Raw genomic sequence first — 18767 nt, 5'->3', positions numbered from 1 at the left:
TTATATAACGACATATTTTCAGTAAATAAATACAAAGAATGCAGTATCAAAATAACCAGTTCATTTAATGTGGAAAATTAATAATTTCAGGGATAATTCATATCTGCTATTTGACTTAAATAAATCACATAAAAATAATCATCAGTTATGAATCACTCATTTGATACCCTGATTCCTATATGCCCAACTTTTAGGGAAAATGGCAGAATGTCAGATTTTTTTACTTTCATATTGTTGGATTTTGGACATAAAAAAAGCCCGGAGAAGGTCACTCCAGGCATGGAAAACTGTGTAATTCTTTCGCTGTATCTTTTGGTAAAATATTACCTTTAGACAACGCCTTAATTATTAGAACATTAACTCTAAGCTTGCAAGCGTTTTCCTGTAATTTTGATGACCCATCAATACATTTTTTTATTTTTTAATCAGTTCTAACTTGGAATCTTGTCCTGATCACGACTAATCAGGCTGATATTGCCACGCAATACATCAGCAAACATACGCCAATCCGAGACAAAACTATATAGTGGCTGCTTAAAGCTAGCAGGCTTGTTTTTCTCAAAAATAAAATGTCCGATCCAGGCACAGGCATAACCCGATGCCAGTCCATAAAGAAAATATTTAGGTTTACGCTGTATGATCGCCTTGCTAAAGAAATACAGCCCGATACTGCTCCCTGCTACATGCAGACGGCGACTCATAATATTGCGGTGTTCAGTCAGATAAAATCGATAAAATTCATGATAATCACGGATCGGCATTGGCTGGCTAACTGCTAGCGTCAAATCCGCTTTAGGTTCTAGTTGTGCATTCATGGCATCATCCTGATATTTTTAATTTCACATTAGCGCATTATTTAAACATTTAAAAGTGCGATTTCATGCAGTGAGCTTTCTCAGCTATGTTTAATTTTCCTTGAATCTAGCATGCTTTCAACTGCTTAGGTATGAATAAATTCTTTCAATTTAAACAGGTTCATGATTTTTTTAGCCCGGTCAAGTCTTACTAAAAAAATGATTTTAGTTACAATCTTCGACTTAAAAATTAAAAACATGATTGCAGCGTATATGTGCTCACATCCACAGCATATACAAAGCACCATCAGCTCTGTCTATCACCTTTATAGACAGTACAAACAGGATATTTATCATGGTTGAAGTTGAACTTAAATTTCAGATTCCTGCAGCACGCCGCACTGCGCTGTTAAAGGCACTTGATCCGAAGAAGTCCGAACAGATTCAACTACAAGCCAAATACTATGACACCGAAGACCGTCTGCTTTCAAAAAGTGGCGTAGCCCTCCGTCAGCGTCTGGAAGGCACTCGTTGGGTACAAACCTTAAAAGCAGCCGGTAAAAGCCATATTGAACGTTTTGAACATAATCATGACTTGGGTGAACTGGAACGGGCACCTGAACTGGATCTGAATATTTATGCCGCTGCACCAGAAGCGCAACAAATTTTAAATAATGCACTGGGTGATCAGATCAGCCAGCTCAAGCTACAGTTTGAAACGGATATCACCCGTACCCTGCGCGTGATTGAATATGAAGGCACTGGAATTGAAGTTGCCCTCGATATCGGTGCGATCCGTACTCTAGATGCCGAACAGGAAGTCCATGAAGTCGAATTCGAACTAAAAAGTGGTTCAGTTGAACAATTGCTGGCATTTAGCTTTGAATGGGTTAAGAAATATCAGCTATGGCTCGATGTGCGCAGCAAAGCAGAAATCGGTAACCTGCTTGCAACTCAGCAAAAAGTCAGTCCGGCAACCCAGGTAAAAGAATTCCAGCTCAGCAAAAAAGATAGTGCAGCCAAAGCTTTATGTAGTCTGATTGCCCAGCAGATGCAGCATTTACTGCCGAATATCGCAGCAATCTCGGCACAGGTAGCTGAACAGGATCATATCGATCAGGCTCAGCAAGCGCTAGAGCATTTGTATCTAAGTGTTCTGTTATTTAAAAACTGGCATTCTGGCATTTCGGATAAATGGGCACATCAGCTGGAAGCTTTTAAGAAGCAGTTTGAACACTTGCAGCATTTACAGCATATGCAAAGCACATTAGCCGCCTTTTTACAGAATCCGACTACTGCAGAAAACCTGAGTAAAGATATTCTATATACTAAGGAAAAACTGGGTAATCTGGTGAAGTCGACACAGAATGTGCATCACTATCTGGAACTGCTGATCTTTAGCCTGAAAGAAGATGTCAAAAGCACACAGGATTTAAAAACCGTAGCGCAGGCAACTTTGCAACAGCAATATAAAGCTTTACAAGAGCAGATGAACCAGACTGAAATCCATGATTTTGAACAACTGGATCTACTTGCGGTGCGTATTCAGGAACTGAAGTTCAGCTTTCCAATTCTGACCTCAATTTATGATGTGAAAAATCTACAGAAATACAGCAAGGCGCTGAATGATGCGCAGCTGGCAGCAGCTGAATACCAGACTCTAGCCTCCTCAGCAGTCTATATTCAGCAGACTGAGCTTGAAGCCAGTGACTGGTTTGTCTTGGGCTGGCTGACTGCAAAGCAGGAAGTTTATGCGCAAAAACTGCTAGAGGCCACAGAACAGTTTCTGATAAGCCGCAAGTTTTTAAAATAAAGTCGCTTTATCAAGTTTTATTGCAGTTGTAGAAAATCTATCCTAAAGCACTTCAGTCGCAGAGGTGCTTTTTTGTTGCATTTGCAGCTTATCTTTTCCAAACGCTTTGGGCTATATTCACTATTATAATTATTAGACGCCGTATCGAGGAGGAGCACCCGATGGCAGAAATCGAACTCAAATTTCAAGTCCCCTCCCACATGCACGCACAGCTGCAACAAGACTTCATCAGTTTAACGCTAGTGCGTAATCATCTCTGGGCTCGTTATTTTGATACGACTGAGTTACAGCTGCGCGAGCATGGCATTGCTTTACGGCAGCGCCTAGAAAATGAAATCTGGCTACAGACCCTTAAAGCTCCTGGGAAACAGCCTTTTGAACGTCTGGAGGTGGAATTTGAGTTAGGAAAAGAACAGCCTGAACAATGTGACCTTAAACACTATAAAAATTATCCTGAAGTCAGTGAACTGCTCAAAGAAGCATTAGGGTCACTAAAAATTCCTTTACATCTGCAATTTGAAACTGAAGTGCAACGTTCTATTCATGTAGAAAACTATAAAAACAGTGTGATTGAAATTGCTTTTGATCAAGGTGAAATCCGGCATGGTACAGAATTTATTGCCATTTATGAGCTGGAATTTGAACTCAAACAGGGACAGCTGAGTGAACTGATCGAATTTGTACAACCCTGGATCCAACGTTATGACTTATGGCTAGACAGCCGTAGCAAGTCAGATCGTGGCTATGCTTTGCTTGAAGGCAGCAGCATTACACCTGCTCAACATCAACTGCCGCTGGTATTAGGCAAGGATGATAACTTACATGGCATGTTGCAGAAAATTATTAGAAATACTTTGCAGCACCTACTTCCTAATGCAACGGCGCTATCTACTGAATATTATAATAGTGAACATATCCATCAAGCTCGGGTCGCTATCCGTCGTCTGCGCAGTGCCTTACGCTTTTTTAATGTCGATGAGCTAGAAATTCCTCCTATTTGGGTGGAGCAACTGACTGAGCTTTTTCAGCAACTCGGTGCAGCACGTGATCGCGATGCCTTGGCAGAAAGCTTATTGCCACAACTTGAAGCTGCCGGATCACCGATTCTGAGCTTACCACCGGCAACAGAAGAAAATGTCGATGTAGAACAGTTATTCCGGGAACCAGAAACCAATTATCTGATACTGGACTTACTGCGTTATAGTGAGGCTGAACCTAAACAGGTCGCTACAGATATTCGTATGCTGTATAAGCGTCTAGGCAAATTACATCAGCAGATCTGTGCCGATGCTGAACAGTTTTGTGAGCTGGCAATTGAAGATCAGCATCGTACCCGTAAGCGGGTCAAGCGTTTACGCTATAACATCGAATTTCTGCAAAACCTGTTTCCAGCCAAACAGGTGAAAAATTATCTTAAAGCGTTAAAACCGCTACAGGAAAGCCTGGGTCAATATAATGACCTGCATGTTGCAGAAAGCCTATATCAACCTTATGTGAAACGAAAGCCTAAAGCATGGTTTGTGCTGGGCTGGTTACATGCGGAGCAACAGCGCCTGCAAAAGGAAATTCAGGCAGAGTTACAGCAATTTGCCCAGGTACAGCCTTTCTGGAAGAAATAGATCAGTAAATACTTAACGATATTTACCGTAAACTTTCCAGATATTGTTATCGGCAAGCGGATCGTTATAACTGTCACTGCGCTGTTTACGTGGCTTATCTCGTGCATCTACCAGTTCGAAATTCTGCTCTACGCTCAGAACAATACCATTCACATAGAATCGAGTCCGGGTATATTCACTTTGCCCATGCTGGAACACATAAGTGCGTAAATCGACAAATTCCCGATGTGCCACCAGCGCTGCTGTCTCATCACTGTCTAGCCAGCGTTGCATCGCCTGAATCTGTGCCGGCTCGAATTGACCGCATTTTTCTACCAGACTGGCAATGCCGCGAAAAGTTTTTGATTCTTTGGCGCGGGTTTTATTGATCCGGATACGATCGACATGAAAATAGAATAATGGCAGATTTAAATGGCTAGGCAGATGAACTGCATCCAGCACTTCATCTTCCATAAAAGGCTGAAACAGATCCTGCGCCCTTTCAATCAGACCCGTCCACTGATGATAATATTCTTCCACCTGCGACTTGCTGCCATAATAAATTGGTAGTCCTTCAACATTGGTCAGATTGACTGGTGGCCAGATATTTTGGCGTAATAAGGCAATGTCACTTTTTAGGCTTTGTACAGCAATTGCATCTTGCATGGGAATCACATTTTTATGCTTAGGCTATTTTTAGATTAAGGCAAAGGTTTAGTTTCTGCAAGGCTTTGCCTATAATAAGTCGATTAAGATTTTAGTGTCAGGAAAAATTCATGGTTCAAAAGATTGAAGCGACCGATGTAACCGAAGAAGAAGCGTTAAATGCTGCATTCTTTGAACGTGCTGATGAATTTATCAAGCAAGCCAATGAGTTTAGCCGCGTAGAAAAAGGCTCTCAGGACAATCCTGCAGAAAAGCGTGGTCAAGTCAGCGCTTCGATGCTGTTTGCAACTGCCCGTTTTAATACCTGGGTGGCAGCCAACAATTTCAAAGACGGCAATGAAATGCGTGATGCCAAAGATCAGGTGATGTCTTACATTCTTCAGCAGTTCCAGATGATGCTGGAAGACAATTATGATGAATACTGCGAGCAGTTCGAAAACTATTTGCGCTTCCGTCATAACGAAGAATTCCATGCTAACAAGCATAAACATGATCATGACCACGATCATTAATGCTCAGCCCTTCGGGGCTTTTTTTATACCTGGCATTTTTAGATCAACTTTTTGCATTGACGCCCGTATTATTTTACTTCTATATAGCAATAAGAATAATTCCAATAACAACAAGGAAAGTCATGCAGCTTAGCTTCCCCATTATCGACCCACATATCCATCAGTGGGATCCCTATCACACCCCTCATGCGGCAGCACTGGCAGTCAAACTGTTTGGTAAGCATCCTCGCCTGCTGGACCGTATGGTGCGCCTCCTGAATCCCAAACCAATTATTGAAACGATAGGCCTGACTGAACACATTACCGCACCTTATTTACCTGCCCATTATAAACAGGATATTGGTCGTTATCAGGTTGAACAGGTGGTACATATTGAAGCTGGCTGGCATGAACACAAAGGCACAGGTGTCGTGAATGAAACCCGATTTGTAGCCGGTCTGCCTTTTCAGGCACACGATCTGGCATTAGGTGCAATTGTGGCTACGGCGGATCCACGCAGGAAAGACTTTAAAAAATTACTGCAACTCCATCAGGAAGTTTCGCCCAAGTTTCGTGGGATCCGTAAAATGGCTTCCGTGCATCCGGATAAAGGCGTGCATGCCTGGGCTGATGAACCCCATTTGTACCTTAATAAAAAATTCCTGAAAGGGTTTGAACATCTGGCCAAAGCCGGGCTGAGTTTTGATGCCTGGGTCTATTCCACCCAGATTTCTGATGTGATTCATCTTGCCAAGACTTTCCCTGAAACACCGATTGTTCTGGATCATCTCGGCACACCTGTTGGACTATTTGGCACAGTGGGTAAAGGTACCGGAAAAACTGCACAGGAAAGGCAACGGATTCTAGAAAACTGGCAAACAGATCTGGCCAAACTGGCAGAATGTCCGAATGTCATGACCAAAATCTCTGCGCTATTTATGCCAGTGCTGGGTCATCATTTTCATCAGCAGCGACAATTAGCTTCCAAAGCACAGCTGATTGAACTTGCAACACCTCTAATTCAGCATGCCCTAAAATGCTTTGGAACGGATCGTGCCATGTTTGCCTCCAATTTTCCGATGGATCGGGTCAGTGCAAATCTAGTTGATATCATTGATGCCTTTAGCGATATCGTACATAGTCATGATGAAAATGCTTTAAAATCTGTTTTTTATGACAATGCTAAAGGTTTTTACCGGCTTTAAAGGTTGAGAAAATGGCCAGAAATTATGGAATATCCATTACTTTTCACCTTATGGAAGATATTTACTACTATTAAAGAATAAACATTTCCCTTCCTTATAAAAAAACCTCCTGTATTGAGGAGGTTTTTTAGTCAATTTTATCAGAATTAGACAGATTTAACGTTTCGTAAGCGTGGTCTGATTTACTGGCTGCCCATATTGATCCGACATCACTTCTACCAGCTGATCGGTATTCAGATACTTCTGAATCACTGCATCGATATCTGCTTTGGTTAAGGCTGCCACCGCGCGGTCACGTTTCTGACGATAATTCAGGTCACGGTTCCGTTCCAGCTGAGGCACCAGCATGCTATGAATACGGCGATCATCTTCCAGTGCTGTGACACGTTTTTTCAGAATACTGGCTTTTGCAGCTTCGACTTCTTGTGCAGTGACACCTTTGCTACGTAGCTCAGCAATTACCTTACGTATTGAATCCGATACTTGGCCAGAGCGTCCTGCGGTATAGTTTGCGCCAAAGGCCAAGGCACCGGCATTGTCCCATTCAGCGAAATCTACATTGGCACTAAAGCCATAGACCAAGGCATTCTTTTCACGTAATTCCTGTGCCAGACGAGAAGACAGTTGTGAATCACCCAAAATGTATCTTAATACCAGTAATGCAGGTACATCTGGATGATCTGAACCCACCGGAATTGAAATGGCGGCGACATAGCTGCCAAACTCGCGCTGTTCCGATAATGCATGTACCCTTTCAGCAGTACGCGCGACATATTCAGACTTGAGGCGGGCATAAGGCTCATTACTCTTCCAGCCCTCAAATTCCTGCTTGATCAGCGTCTGCATCGCCTTAGGCTTAAATTCACCAGTGACCGCAACGCGGGCATGATGGGTTTTAAAGAAACGTTGATACAGTTGCTGGACCTGTTCACGCGTCGCTGCGTTGATCTGCTGTTTAGCCAAGTCAGGCTCAAAATGATAACGTAAATCTCCCGGCTCATAACGCTCGAGCAGACGCGCAAAAGTCAGACTGGTCACCGTATCCGGTTCTGTATAAGGACGGTCTAAGCTGGACAAAGACTGAGACTTGATCAGATCAAACTGGCTCTGCTCAAAAGTCGGATTTTTCAATACATTTAGAATGTATTTAAAATATTCTTCAAAATATTCTTTCTTGGCTGAAATCGAAATATTCAGGCCATTGCCTGATGCACTGACATTGGCCGAGCCACCCACTTCAATAGTTTTGTCTGAAATCTGTTGCAGGCTCTGAGTCTCAGAAGCTCGCATGATCAAGTAAGCCATCAGATCCAGCAATTCCCCTTTATGCTTGAGTGTTTCAGCTGTACCAAAATCAAGGGCAATCGTCGAGTAGACTTTGTCATCGCGGGTCTGGGTGGGGAACAAAGCATACTGAATGCCATTTTGCAGTTTGCCACGCTGGATCTGCTTTTCTTTGCTGGCCAGTAGCTTTCTAGATTCCTTTACGTACTGCTTTACTTCAGTCTGATAAACCGAAACATCTTTTAATGGTTCTTCAGTGACAGGTTGTTGATCCAGGGTTGGTTTGGCTGCTGCAAACTGCTCTTGCTGTTTGGCTTTTTTCTGATCTTCAGGCGTAGGTACAATATTGCCCTGAATGCGGTATTCCGCCTTAAAAAAATCTTTATAGATAGCGTTAGCATCTGCCACAGTCAGGTTTTGAATTGCATTCAGATCCTTAAAATATTTGCTCCAGTCTCCATTCGAAGATGCAATATAATCACTCAGGCGTGAACCTAGTGCTGCTGCATTATTTTTAATGTTCTCAGCGGCATTGCGGCTCATATTTTTAACCCGGTTCAGCTCAGTTTCATTAAAACCTTTACCCTGCTCGACACCATTCTGCAACGCCTGTTCGACCTTTTTCGCATCATGATTTGGCGCATAGACTGCCCCCATGAAGACCATATTGAAGTCCTTATCTAGCCAGGTAGCAGACTGTACAGCTGTCGCTGTTCCCTGCTCGACAACCCCCTGATACAGATGCCCGCTCGGCTGCAAGGTGTATAGCGTTGGTGTTACCGATAATGCGTTCTGCTTAGCTACTTCTGAACGGTTCAGATAGATATTGAATTTGGCAAAATCACTGCCTTTGGCCACAGTAAACTCACGCTGTTTAATCTTTTCAGGACTTAACTCTGGTACTTTCGGCTGTTCTGGTACAGAACGTGCCTTGATTGGACTAAAATGCTGATCAATATATTTCAGTACCTGTTTCTTGTCGAACTTGCCTGAAATTACCATATAGGCATTATTTGGTGCATACCAGGTCCGGTAGAATTGATTCAGTTCCTGCATATTGATCGATTGCAGTTCGTTTAAATCGCCAATTGGCAGACGACCGAGATGCTGGTTACCATAAGCCGATTTAAAGATTTGATCCATCAATACTGAAAATGGCTGATCCAGACGGATTTCACGTTCACGTTTAACAATATCAATTTCAGTTGGCACATATTTTTCTTGCAGTACCAGCTTATCCATCCGTTCTGCTTCAAGCTGAATTACCGCAGCCAGTGCAGTGCTTTCAGGGCGAACCAGATTGGTATATTTGGTGGAATAATAATCCGTACTGGCATTCGATGAGAGTGTGTACTGATCCAGACGACGCTGAAATTCATCGCCTTTAATATTTTCAGTCCCTTTAAAGGCTAAATGTTCTAATAGATGTGCCAGACCACCCTTCCCCTGCGGATCGTTCAATGAACCGGTGAAATAGACCGTATTCATAAAAGTCTTATTTTCTTTGTCATTTGGTGCAAGGACAATTCTTAAACCATTATCCAGTTTATATTCTTCAATATTTTGTTCTGTTTTTACCAATACCGGTTGAGCAAAACTGAGCGTCGCTGCGCCCATTAAAAACATGGAAAGTGTTAATTTTTTAAAACGTAGTGACATTCTGGATCCAGCAAATTTAAACATGAACTTTTTATTCAGTGAACATCATAGAGAATGACTCTCTTGTTGTGAGTTGTATTTTTATAAAAGCTGCTGTTCACAACAGCTTTTAGATATTCTATCTGATTAAAGCAGAATTTCAGCTTTCATATACAGCTTGCCATAACCTGAAATTTCAATCCGGTCATTATCCTGTATCTCACAATACAGCACACCACCCCGGCTTGATCCCTGATAAACAACCAGCTGCTGTTTTCCGAGTTTTTCTGCCCAGATCGGTACGATTCCGGTATGAATTGAACCCGTCACCGGATCTTCATTAATACCATTACTTGGCGCGAAATAACGCGATACACAGTCATACTGTTCTGCACCCGCCGTTAAGGCGACATCCAGCAATGCGCCAGTCGCAGTAATCGCGGTACGGCGATCATTGACCTGTTTCAGTAATTCAAAATCCGGAGCCTCATCCAGCACATCCTGTACCGACTCATATTCGATAATATAGGCCTGTTCATTTAAATAGACATTTTTAAAAGATTTGGTCAAAGCTCCACGCAACATAGCAGGATATTCATCGACCAAAACTGCCCGACGGATCGGGAAGTTCATACGGATTTTGCCATCTTCATCTTGACTAACTATAAAAATACCGAGATTTTTTACATGAAATCGAATGGTTTTATGCGAGGTATAATCCAGAAATAATACAAAGCTGCTGGCCAAGGTTGCATGCCCACAGAAATCAACTTCTTTCGTTGGCGTAAACCAGCGAATTTCATAGTTTTCTGCATCAATGGTCTTCACAAAGGCAGTTTCAGATAAATTATTTTCCAGCGCAATGTTTTGCATCAGGCTCTCATCCAGCCACTCATCCTGCACAATCACCGCAGCGGGATTGCCCTTGAATAGCTCCGTAGTGAACGCATCCACTTGATACATTTTCATTGCTTAAACTCCTTTTGTTTAGCGCTTTAGTTTAAAAGCTTTTTTCGCCAAAAAAATTTATATATGTTAATAAGCCAATAAGTGCATAATTTTTAGCACGTACATTTGTTTATTTTAAGGTTTGCAATGTCTAATCCCCATCTGAAAGCTGTACCCTTGGAAAAATCCTATCGTTTGCTCAATCATGGTCCAACGGTGCTGGTTTCTGCCCAGGATCAGGAAAATACGGATGTTATGGCCGCAGCCTGGGCTTGTGCACTAGAATTCCAGCCAGCCAAAGTCACTGTAGTTTTAGATAAAAGTACCAAAACCCGCAAAATTATTGAAAATTCTGGTTACTTTGCTTTGCAAGTTCCCACGCTTAAACAGCTGAACATGGTGCAAGCCGTTGGAACGATCAGCATGCATGATCAACCCGATAAGTTAGAACAATGTGGTGTGGAACTGTTCCAGTTTGATCAGTCAGACATTCCGGTTGTAAGGGGTTGTGCAGCCTGGCTGCTGTGTGAACTGATTCCTGAACCCCATAATCAGCAAACTCATGACCTGTTTATTGGCAAGGTCATTACGGCTTATGCTGACGAGCGCGTGTTCCGTGATGGACACTGGTATTATCAGGACGTGGAGCGTGAATGGCGCAGCATTCACCATATTGCAGGGGGGCATTTTTATAGCATTGGTGATCCGGTTTCAGCGGATGATATAGACTGATCACCCAACCTATACACTCTTAAAATCAGATACATGAATCATCCATAAACATCGATCCAGCATCTGCATATGCCGGGTAATTATGCTAATTTACTAAATAACTTCAAACGGTTTAACTGAAATGATGCCTTTCAAAATTCACTGTATAGACGTCAAAAATATCTTACAGAACTATATCTGGCTGCTGGAACATACAGACTCCAAACAGGTCGTGGCTGTTGATCCCACGGAAGCTGGTCTGGTACAGGAATATTGCCAGCAGTATAGGCTGGAACTGGCGCAGATCTGGTTAACCCATTGGCATAAAGACCATATTGGCGGTGTTCCTGAACTGATTCAGGATAAAAACATTCCGGTATATGGTCCTCGTGAGGAATTGAGTAAAATTCCATTCATCAGCCATCCTCTAGAGCATGAAGATGAATTCAATTTTCATGGTATCGATGTCAGCATCATCAGTGTACCGGGACACACTTTAGGCCACATTGTCTACTTTATCGATGCGCTAGATGTGCTGTTCTGCGGTGATACCCTGTTTGCAATGGGCTGTGGACGGGTGTTTGAAGGTACTTTTGAACAGATGTACCACTCTCTATCCCGTCTGGCTGCATTACCCCCGCGCACCAAGGTGTACTGTACACATGAATATACACTTTCCAATGCCCAGTTTGCACTGCATGCAGAACCGGATAATCTGGAAATTCAGGAGCGCCATGAACAGGTTGAACGTCTGAGAATGCTAGGCCAATGCACCTTACCCAGCACGATTGAAATTGAACTTAAAACCAATCCTTTCTTGCGTGCAGACAGCGTTGAAGAATTTGCCCGTTTAAGAACCTTGAAAGACAATTTCTAATTAGGGTTTTTATAGAATCTGATTGCTTTGCGCGTAGGCATCCAGCTCTGCTTGGGTCACAACGCGTAAAGCATGAATTTCATCCACCCGAACCAGTAATAAACCGCCCAGTGCTGGCTGATAACGTCTTGCGCTCCCGAATGGCGTATATGCCACTTGAGACTGTACGGTAAATTCAATCCAGTCCTCATGTCCCAACATGACAGCAACCGGTGTCTGATCCTCTTGCTGCATACGTTCAATGCAATCCTTTACATACTGTTCAATATTTACTTGTGTCATATTCAGACTCACTATTTTTTGCAAGTATAAATTATTCTACACATTGATCGAGGACCACTTATTGCAAAAAATGGTCAACCAGATGATTGCTGCAATCTCTACCCAAATTGAAATGAATAACAATTCGACCAGTTGTAGACTCCCCCTAGTTGCAACATACTCAAAACTTTATAATGCGTAAATTTCAGTCAATCAGAGTGCGATTTCTAATATTTAGTTACAACATCCAAAAGCATTCATAAATCATAAATTTAGCTATTTATTAGTGAAAGTTCATCCAATTATTTGTCTATAAAAAAAGCATTTTCAGGAAATTTAAAGAATTTTTAAAATTTGCCCCTTTAAAAATTTTTTATTCACCCTAATTTATTAAGGAACAGTGATGAAGGAGTTATCTCGTGAAAAAAGTGGTGAAAGCAAAAAATCTTCTGGCATTCCGTCTATGGCTTGAAAAATTGGGGTATTCCGTACGTACCTTGGCAGACAACCGTGGTTTTACATTTAGTTTTAAAAAAGAATACGGTCTGGTGACCTGTGATCTCTCTGGCAATACCCTTGCGATGCAATTGGGTGAAGAATTCGAAGACCATTTGAAGGCTTAATTTGCGTTACTTTTAACGCGAAAGATCAATTCAAACATCTTAAGTTAACGCCAAGCTAGCCCATTTCGATGGGCTTTTTTTATAGCTATAAAATTTCAGGCGAAAAAAAACAAGGCATCAACCTTGTCTCTTTTGAGTGGTGGGGACGGAGAGACTCGAACTCTCACACCTCGCGGCGCTGGAACCTAAATCCAGTGCGTCTACCAATTTCGCCACGTCCCCATCGGGTACCAACTTATCGCTGGATTTCTCAAACTTTAATGGCAGAGGATCAAGGATTCGAACCTTGACGAACGGTTTTGGAGACCGTCATGCTACCATTACACCAATCCTCTACTCGACCATCTCTACTCATTCTCATAAGTAAATTTGGTGGGGACGGAGAGACTCGAACTCTCACACCTCGCGGCGCTGGAACCTAAATCCAGTGCGTCTACCAATTTCGCCACGTCCCCGATGGCTGTGTATATTATAGAGATCATTTCCCTTTGACAAGCCACTTTACAAGCAATTAGAGTCTAATCTGCTATAAATTAAGCAGTTAAATCTATTTTTTTATTTTTCATCAAATTAATACAGAGAAATGCATCATTTTTATTCTTTTTCTATAAATCGATTCATTACAATCATTTTTCTGTCTCCTCAGCTCGTTCACTTAACTATAGCGAATCAGAAGTTTCTTTATCGTTTCGATTCCAATCACTTGGTCTAATAAAGACTCATTCATCTACCCTGCCAAATTTCAGGCAAAAAAAAACAAGGTATTCAACCTTGTTTTTTAAAATCTGGTGGGGATAGAGAGACTCGAACTCTCACGCCCAGAAGGCGCTGCGACCTGAACACAGTGCGTCTACCAATTCCGCCATATCCCCGCTGAACTGTATATTATAGAGATCAAGCTTTATTGACAAGCGCTTAAATAAGCAATAAAGCCTTATTTAATCAAAAATTAAGCAATTAACTTATCCAAGCATTTTGATAGTCAGATTTTAAAAATTAAAAACAATTTGATCCAAAAACTTTTATTCATTCAGATTTTTTCAATTGCCCATTTTGAGTGCGCTTAAATAAGTAATAATACATATGGTCAATCATTATTAATTCTATGATTTAAAAAATAATAAATCTTGGCTCTTTTTACCAACTAGATTCCTTATAAAAACTGGCTACCCTTTTCTATCTCCAAATGAGCAAGAGTTATCTTTTTATGCATTAAACTCTTTGGCTTTTTTCTAGATGATTGATATAGAGTTTAAAAGAACCGTATGTTTTTTTCAAAGACCGAATCAGAGAGGAAAGCTTGCCGTTAAATTTCAGGCGAAAAAAAACAAGGCATCAACCTTGTCTCTTTTGAGTGGTGGGGACGGAGAGACTCGAACTCTCACACCTCGCGGCGCTGGAACCTAAATCCAGTGCGTCTACCAATTTCGCCACGTCCCCATCGGGTACCAACTTATCGCTGGATTTCTCAAACTTTAATGGCAGAGGATCAAGGATTCGAACCTTGACGAACGGTTTTGGAGACCGTCATGCTACCATTACACCAATCCTCTACTCGACCATCTCTACTCATTCTCATAAGTAAATTTGGTGGGGACGGAGAGACTCGAACTCTCACACCTCGCGGCGCTGGAACCTAAATCCAGTGCGTCTACCAATTTCGCCACGTCCCCGATGGCTGTGTATATTATAGAGATCATTTTAGCCTGACAAGAACTTTTTCATAAAACGCTTATCATTTGATTAAATAAAAAACAAAGTATTGATTTTTGTATTTTTATCAGTCGATTACAATTAACAAAACAGCTTTAATCTCTTCAAAATCAGCAACCCTAGCCGACTTATGCCGAGCAAGCATGCCTTTTAACACAGTTTTAAAAGACCTAAATTTTTCTGGAAGATTAATTTCCAATCGTTGACAGTGTAGATAAGCCCAGTCCTCATAATTTCCAGCACCAAGTCGTCTCTGACTTAACCATTCCAGCCAGATGATTCCTAATGCATAAATATCCGATTGAATCGTTTTTGCTTCGGCGTGAAATAATTCTGGCGCCATATAACGTGGTGTTGCATCTAATGTTGGAGGTGATTCATCCGAGATTCGATATGCGTGTTCAAAATCAATCAGACAGACCCGCCCGTTGCACTGGACAAAATGTTCTGCTTTTAAATCATGATGGAGATAACCATATTGATATAACTGCATCACAGCATCCAAGGCTGCAAGCAAATGTTTCTGAATCTCAGACACGCTTAAATCAGCCGGATCAATCGCAAAATGAGAAGGACAATCCTGTAGCAAGATGCCCTGTTGAAAAATTTCACCAGCAATAGTGATCTCTGAATTAATCAGTAAATGCGGCGCCAGAAATTTAGCTTTTGAGTTAGTAGAAAGCGCCTGATAAAAACCGAATTCATTTTCAAAACTACGCTGACTATATACAGTTGAGTTTTTCGCTTGCACCTTAAGCCAGTAAATTTCTTCACCTAAGCTACCTTTATAGAGCCGACGGCCAAAAGCCAGACTTCGCGGCTTTGTGTTGAGTTCAAATTTTATCTGGTTTAGGTCATGACTAGATATCAACTGGAATATATTCTTCTTTCTGCTGTTCAGGTGCATGTTGATAGGTTAAAAGTTCCAGACAATGCTGTATGGTTTTCCCTACCCGCTCCTGGGTTTCAATCATGGAGATTTTCGGCCAGGTGGCACGTTCGCCTTCACGTTGCAGGATTTTAAACAGGTGTGGACGTGGGTTTTGCAACATATAAGTATAATGACGCAGACCATATTTGCCGACAATATTCACATCACCATAATAACGCTGATCGACTACACCATAACCATGATCCAGCAAACGGCGTACAGGCGGTACACTTCCCACCCGCTCACGAGTAAAGTCCATCATGCCTTTGGCAAACACCTTGCCTTGGCGTCGTGCAATTCGTTGTGGCCAGCTCAGCATATCCTTACGGAATCGGGCTGCATCGTCCTGCATGAAAGGCACAATGTGCGGGTTTACCTGACTGGCGATGGTATAGTTAATATTGTACAGCCGTGCCATTTTCTCCTGTGGAAAATCACTGCGTACACTACCATCGACCCAACGTGTCGAGGACATATAGGGTGTGAATTTGCCATCATTGCGCTTACTGGTCAGGCGCACAGGTGGAAATAGAATCGGTACAGCACAGGATGCGAGTACTGCACTCCAGACCAATAGATCCGGTGCAGTATAAGCATTCATAATCCGTGCATCTTGAGTCGCATCATAAGGTGCAACGGCAACATTAATATGTAAGCCTGATTTTTTAAGGGCTTCATCAAAAGTGAGATTACCTAAATTTTCAATCAGGAATTTTTTTAGGTATTTCACATCTGCCAGACCGCCATTACCCTTCATCAACTCACGGAAATTCCGAAAATGAAAGGCCTCATTAAAGAAATTGTGTCCCTGAAGAATATCTGGATATTCAGATGGCTTGGATACCCCCAACATGGCTGTCATGATGGCACCAGCACTCGAACCCGATACCACTTTCGGCATCAAATCCTGTTCCATTAACGCCTTACACACACCAGTATGAAATAGTCCCAGCGTTGAACCGCCAGAAAACATCAGCGCTGGCTGACCATAAGCACGCTGGCAACGTTCGAAATATTCTATTTTTTCTTCGAGCGTCAGACATTCACATTCTTGCGAAGCGATATAAGCCAGTCCTTTACTTACTTCTTCAACATAATCTTCAATAATTTTTTTAGTGCCAACATAAGTTTCTATAAATAATAAAGGATGCGCGATATTGGCAATGTCATAACTGAGCCCTTCTCGCAAGATATGCATCAGATCACGAGTACGCTTTTGCAGGCGGTATCGTCGAAGTTTGCCCAGACGATGAGAGATCACTTCTGCATCAAAATAATCGGAAGAGTTATCAAGCTTCCATTCCTGCGCACCTGATTCTTCATCCAATTTTAACGCAATGCATTTCCACTCCTCATAAGTTTCCGCAGTTTGCAATTGTTGCTTTAATTTCTTGATGCGATAAGCCTGATGAGGATTAATCTGATGAGTAAAATCTGTTAACAACATGCTATGCGTGATCCTTATGTTTATTTTTGCTGCTACAAGATCTGTCACATACTTAAATTAAGCAGATCATATGTGCGGGACAATAGCGAAAAATCTCCTTTCTTGGGCAAATTATAACATTTTTCTAGCTTTGACTGCTTTTTTTGCAGTGGTAGTATCATGAGCATAATTTAAATGCGTAATCCGAGATCATGGCTACAATTGATTTACCCGACCATATTCTAAATACCCTTTCCACTGTCCTTCAGCAGCTTCAGCAAAGCCTGCCGGAAGTTAAAACCGTACCGGATTTCTCTGCTTATGCCTACAAATGGCAAGATGGCCAACTCAAACCAATTCATAAGCTGAGATCGATTCAACTGGCTGATTTGAAAGGAATTGAAAAGCAAAAAGAGAAAGTGATTCAGAATACCTTACAGTTTCTAAATAACCTGCCTGCCAATGATGTACTGCTCACCGGTTCGCGTGGTACAGGTAAGTCCTCTATTGTTCGTGCCCTGCTCACTGAATATGCTGATCAAGGCTTACGTCTGATTGAAATTGAACGTGATGATTTATCAGATCTGCCCGAAATCCAGAAACTCATCGCTGACCGTCCGGAAAAGTTCATTGTCTATTGTGATGACCTGGCTTTTAATGCCGAAGATGAAAATTACCGTAGTTTAAAAAGTGTATTAGATGGTTCATTGCAATCCGGTTCCAGTAATTTTGTGATTTATGCAACCAGTAACCGTCGTCATTTACTGCCAGAATTTATGCATGAAAATATGCCCGTTACTAAAGTAGATGTTCCGCAATATACCGAATTACATCCTCAAGAAGCGATCGAAGAGAAAATTTCTTTATCAGACCGTTTTGGTATGTGGCTATCTTTTTACCCGATGGATCAAAATCTTTATCTGGAAATTGTGGAACATTATTTAATACAAGCAGATATGGAACTTACTACAGAAACTCGTGCTGAAGCCCTACGCTGGTGTCAGGCACGCGGTCAACGTTCAGGACGTGCTGCCTATCAGTTTTCCAAGCACTGGATTGGTTCAACCCAACTAAATGCCTCTTAACAGCTTGAAAGCGACCGGTTTAGGTCGCTTTTTTCATATAAATCATTTATATAATAATGACACTCAAAAGAAAATAAAAATTATGGATGTCGGCGCAGTTCTCATTCAACTTAAGCCCTTACACATGCAGCAAGTTCATGACTGGCAGCGCACTTTAAAAGCACGTCAAGACGAAGTAATTGAAACGCTTAAGGCTGAACAGGTTCATGTCGAGTCCTGGTTTTATCTGCAACTTCATGGTCAGGACTATTTAATTGCATATATGCACGCCGACAACATTCAAAAAGCGCAAAATATTGCAAAACTCAGTACTTTCCCAATTGACCAAGTGCATAAACAGTTTAAAACTTCATGGCAGGCGGTTTATCCCGCTGAATTGTTATTGGATACTACAGCGACCTGATTTATTACCCTGGCTATTTAAGGAGTTTTATAATAGACCTCTTTCATAAATCATTTTTTGCTCAGTTCCAAGTTGTAGATTCCAGCGATTAAATTGAATCTCAAACCAAGCCTTTTACCTCTATTTCGATAACGCTCAGCAAGGATTTTGAAGGTTTTCAGGCTGCCAAATACATGCTCAATTCCGATTCTTCTTTTATTGATTTCCTGATTATAGATTTTCAATTCAGGATCCAATTTACAGTGTCTTTTGGCTTTGTTGCACAAACCTATCTGTAAAGGCTTTTTTAGCGATATAATT

17 protein-coding genes and 7 tRNA genes are annotated in these 18767 nt (G+C 41.7%); 9 read left to right on the top strand and 15 right to left on the bottom strand.

Annotation, left to right across the window (positions count from 1 at the left end):
* Positions 1-431: 431 nt before the first annotated feature.
* Positions 432-815, bottom strand: a complete 384-nt coding sequence (locus tag C8322_RS06495; protein WP_111810459.1) for a DUF962 domain-containing protein — start codon at positions 813-815, stop codon at positions 432-434.
* Between the two features lie 334 nt (positions 816-1149).
* Between C8322_RS06495 and C8322_RS06490 the strand changes: the two genes are divergently transcribed.
* A complete protein-coding gene (locus C8322_RS06490) occupies positions 1150-2607 on the top strand; it encodes a CYTH domain-containing protein (RefSeq protein WP_008304741.1) in 1458 nt (485 codons plus the stop codon).
* Positions 2608-2768: 161 nt separating this feature from the next.
* The gene (locus C8322_RS06485) at positions 2769-4226 is read left to right on the top strand and encodes a CYTH and CHAD domain-containing protein (RefSeq protein ID WP_111810458.1); all 1458 of its coding nucleotides are present in this window, start codon (positions 2769-2771) and stop codon (positions 4224-4226) included.
* 12 nt (positions 4227-4238) lie between these two features.
* On the opposite strand, the gene C8322_RS06480 is transcribed toward C8322_RS06485, so the two are convergent.
* Positions 4239-4871, bottom strand: coding sequence for a hypothetical protein (locus C8322_RS06480; RefSeq protein ID WP_008304746.1), 633 nt, complete (start codon positions 4869-4871; stop codon positions 4239-4241).
* Positions 4872-4981: 110 nt separating this feature from the next.
* On the opposite strand from C8322_RS06480, the gene C8322_RS06475 reads away from it, so the two are divergent.
* On the top strand, positions 4982-5383 hold the full coding sequence (locus tag C8322_RS06475) for a DUF3144 domain-containing protein (protein ID WP_004812380.1): 402 nt from the start codon (positions 4982-4984) through the stop codon (positions 5381-5383).
* Positions 5384-5505: 122 nt separating this feature from the next.
* Positions 5506-6567: an amidohydrolase family protein gene (locus C8322_RS06470; RefSeq protein WP_108675929.1), complete on the top strand. Its 1062-nt coding sequence runs from the start codon at positions 5506-5508 to the stop codon at positions 6565-6567.
* Between the two features lie 156 nt (positions 6568-6723).
* On the opposite strand, the gene C8322_RS06465 is transcribed toward C8322_RS06470, so the two are convergent.
* On the bottom strand, positions 6724-9510 hold the full coding sequence (locus C8322_RS06465; protein ID WP_111810457.1) for a M16 family metallopeptidase: 2787 nt from the start codon (positions 9508-9510) through the stop codon (positions 6724-6726).
* A 126-nt stretch (positions 9511-9636) separates the two neighbouring features.
* On the bottom strand, positions 9637-10458 hold the full coding sequence (locus C8322_RS06460; RefSeq protein WP_008304751.1) for a PhzF family phenazine biosynthesis protein: 822 nt from the start codon (positions 10456-10458) through the stop codon (positions 9637-9639).
* A gap of 126 nt (positions 10459-10584) precedes the next feature.
* Between C8322_RS06460 and C8322_RS06455 the strand changes: the two genes are divergently transcribed.
* A complete protein-coding gene (locus tag C8322_RS06455) occupies positions 10585-11169 on the top strand; it encodes a flavin reductase family protein (protein WP_005221656.1) in 585 nt (194 codons plus the stop codon).
* A gap of 121 nt (positions 11170-11290) precedes the next feature.
* Positions 11291-12025: a hydroxyacylglutathione hydrolase gene (gloB, locus tag C8322_RS06450; RefSeq protein WP_005221654.1), complete on the top strand. Its 735-nt coding sequence runs from the start codon at positions 11291-11293 to the stop codon at positions 12023-12025.
* Positions 12026-12034: 9 nt separating this feature from the next.
* On the opposite strand, the gene C8322_RS06445 is transcribed toward gloB, so the two are convergent.
* Positions 12035-12307 carry a hypothetical protein gene (locus C8322_RS06445; protein WP_111810456.1) on the bottom strand — a complete coding sequence of 91 codons (273 nt, stop codon included), beginning with the start codon at positions 12305-12307 and terminating at the stop codon, positions 12035-12037.
* Positions 12308-12705: 398 nt separating this feature from the next.
* Between C8322_RS06445 and C8322_RS06440 the strand changes: the two genes are divergently transcribed.
* Complete coding sequence (locus C8322_RS06440) at positions 12706-12909, top strand: hypothetical protein (protein ID WP_004812366.1); 204 nt, start codon at positions 12706-12708, stop codon at positions 12907-12909.
* A gap of 137 nt (positions 12910-13046) precedes the next feature.
* On the opposite strand, the gene C8322_RS06435 is transcribed toward C8322_RS06440, so the two are convergent.
* The 9 genes from C8322_RS06435 to C8322_RS06395 all read right to left on the bottom strand — a co-directional run bounded on the left by C8322_RS06435 (position 13047) and on the right by C8322_RS06395 (position 17000).
* A tRNA-Leu gene (locus tag C8322_RS06435) sits at positions 13047-13131 on the bottom strand.
* Positions 13132-13170: 39 nt separating this feature from the next.
* Positions 13171-13244, bottom strand: a tRNA-Trp gene (locus C8322_RS06430).
* 35 nt (positions 13245-13279) lie between these two features.
* A tRNA-Leu gene (locus C8322_RS06425) sits at positions 13280-13364 on the bottom strand.
* Between the two features lie 331 nt (positions 13365-13695).
* Positions 13696-13781, bottom strand: a tRNA-Leu gene (locus tag C8322_RS06420).
* A gap of 483 nt (positions 13782-14264) precedes the next feature.
* Positions 14265-14349 (bottom strand) — tRNA-Leu (locus C8322_RS06415).
* 39 nt (positions 14350-14388) lie between these two features.
* Positions 14389-14462, bottom strand: a tRNA-Trp gene (locus C8322_RS06410).
* Positions 14463-14497: 35 nt separating this feature from the next.
* Positions 14498-14582, bottom strand: a tRNA-Leu gene (locus tag C8322_RS06405).
* A 107-nt stretch (positions 14583-14689) separates the two neighbouring features.
* The gene (locus tag C8322_RS06400; protein ID WP_111810455.1) at positions 14690-15529 is read right to left on the bottom strand and encodes a protein kinase domain-containing protein; all 840 of its coding nucleotides are present in this window, start codon (positions 15527-15529) and stop codon (positions 14690-14692) included.
* Positions 15483-17000 (bottom strand): DUF3336 domain-containing protein, encoded by a 1518-nt coding sequence (locus C8322_RS06395; protein ID WP_004812363.1) that lies wholly within the window; start codon positions 16998-17000, stop codon positions 15483-15485. The genes C8322_RS06400 and C8322_RS06395 overlap by 47 nt, the downstream gene beginning before the upstream one ends.
* A gap of 191 nt (positions 17001-17191) precedes the next feature.
* Between C8322_RS06395 and C8322_RS06390 the strand changes: the two genes are divergently transcribed.
* Positions 17192-18064, top strand: a complete 873-nt coding sequence (locus C8322_RS06390) for an ATP-binding protein (protein ID WP_008304758.1) — start codon at positions 17192-17194, stop codon at positions 18062-18064.
* A complete protein-coding gene (locus C8322_RS06385) occupies positions 18054-18467 on the top strand; it encodes a DUF6176 family protein (protein WP_008304760.1) in 414 nt (137 codons plus the stop codon). Before C8322_RS06390 ends, C8322_RS06385 begins: the two co-directional genes overlap by 11 nt.
* Positions 18468-18517: 50 nt before the next feature.
* Here the strand turns inward: C8322_RS06385 and C8322_RS14555 are convergent.
* A partial coding sequence (locus C8322_RS14555; RefSeq protein WP_228156495.1) for a transposase family protein occupies positions 18518-18767 on the bottom strand: 250 nt, incomplete at its 5' end.

The sequence above is a fragment of the Acinetobacter sp. SM1B genome, from assembly GCF_003289665.1.
In the GTDB taxonomy this organism is placed as follows: Bacteria; Pseudomonadota; Gammaproteobacteria; order Pseudomonadales; family Moraxellaceae; genus Acinetobacter; species Acinetobacter schindleri.
The sequence above is the reverse complement of the archived record's forward strand: the minus strand, read 5'-3'. Positions and strand labels throughout refer to the sequence as shown.

Coding starts and splice junctions, on each gene's coding strand:
- C8322_RS06480 (WP_008304746.1), bottom strand. CDS start 4,871: ATGCAAGATGCAATTGCTGTACAAAGCCTAAAAAGTGACATTGCCTTA.
- C8322_RS06470 (WP_108675929.1), top strand. CDS start 5,506: ATGCAGCTTAGCTTCCCCATTATCGACCCACATATCCATCAGTGGGAT.
- C8322_RS06475 (WP_004812380.1), top strand. CDS start 4,982: ATGGTTCAAAAGATTGAAGCGACCGATGTAACCGAAGAAGAAGCGTTA.
- C8322_RS06485 (WP_111810458.1), top strand. CDS start 2,769: ATGGCAGAAATCGAACTCAAATTTCAAGTCCCCTCCCACATGCACGCA.
- C8322_RS06460 (WP_008304751.1), bottom strand. CDS start 10,458: ATGAAAATGTATCAAGTGGATGCGTTCACTACGGAGCTATTCAAGGGC.
- C8322_RS06390 (WP_008304758.1), top strand. CDS start 17,192: ATGGCTACAATTGATTTACCCGACCATATTCTAAATACCCTTTCCACT.
- C8322_RS06400 (WP_111810455.1), bottom strand. CDS start 15,529: ATGCACCTGAACAGCAGAAAGAAGAATATATTCCAGTTGATATCTAGT.
- C8322_RS06465 (WP_111810457.1), bottom strand. CDS start 9,510: ATGTCACTACGTTTTAAAAAATTAACACTTTCCATGTTTTTAATGGGC.
- gloB (WP_005221654.1), top strand. CDS start 11,291: ATGATGCCTTTCAAAATTCACTGTATAGACGTCAAAAATATCTTACAG.
- C8322_RS06495 (WP_111810459.1), bottom strand. CDS start 815: ATGAATGCACAACTAGAACCTAAAGCGGATTTGACGCTAGCAGTTAGC.
- C8322_RS06490 (WP_008304741.1), top strand. CDS start 1,150: ATGGTTGAAGTTGAACTTAAATTTCAGATTCCTGCAGCACGCCGCACT.
- C8322_RS06445 (WP_111810456.1), bottom strand. CDS start 12,307: ATGACACAAGTAAATATTGAACAGTATGTAAAGGATTGCATTGAACGT.
- C8322_RS06395 (WP_004812363.1), bottom strand. CDS start 17,000: ATGTTGTTAACAGATTTTACTCATCAGATTAATCCTCATCAGGCTTAT.
- C8322_RS06455 (WP_005221656.1), top strand. CDS start 10,585: ATGTCTAATCCCCATCTGAAAGCTGTACCCTTGGAAAAATCCTATCGT.
- C8322_RS06385 (WP_008304760.1), top strand. CDS start 18,054: ATGCCTCTTAACAGCTTGAAAGCGACCGGTTTAGGTCGCTTTTTTCAT.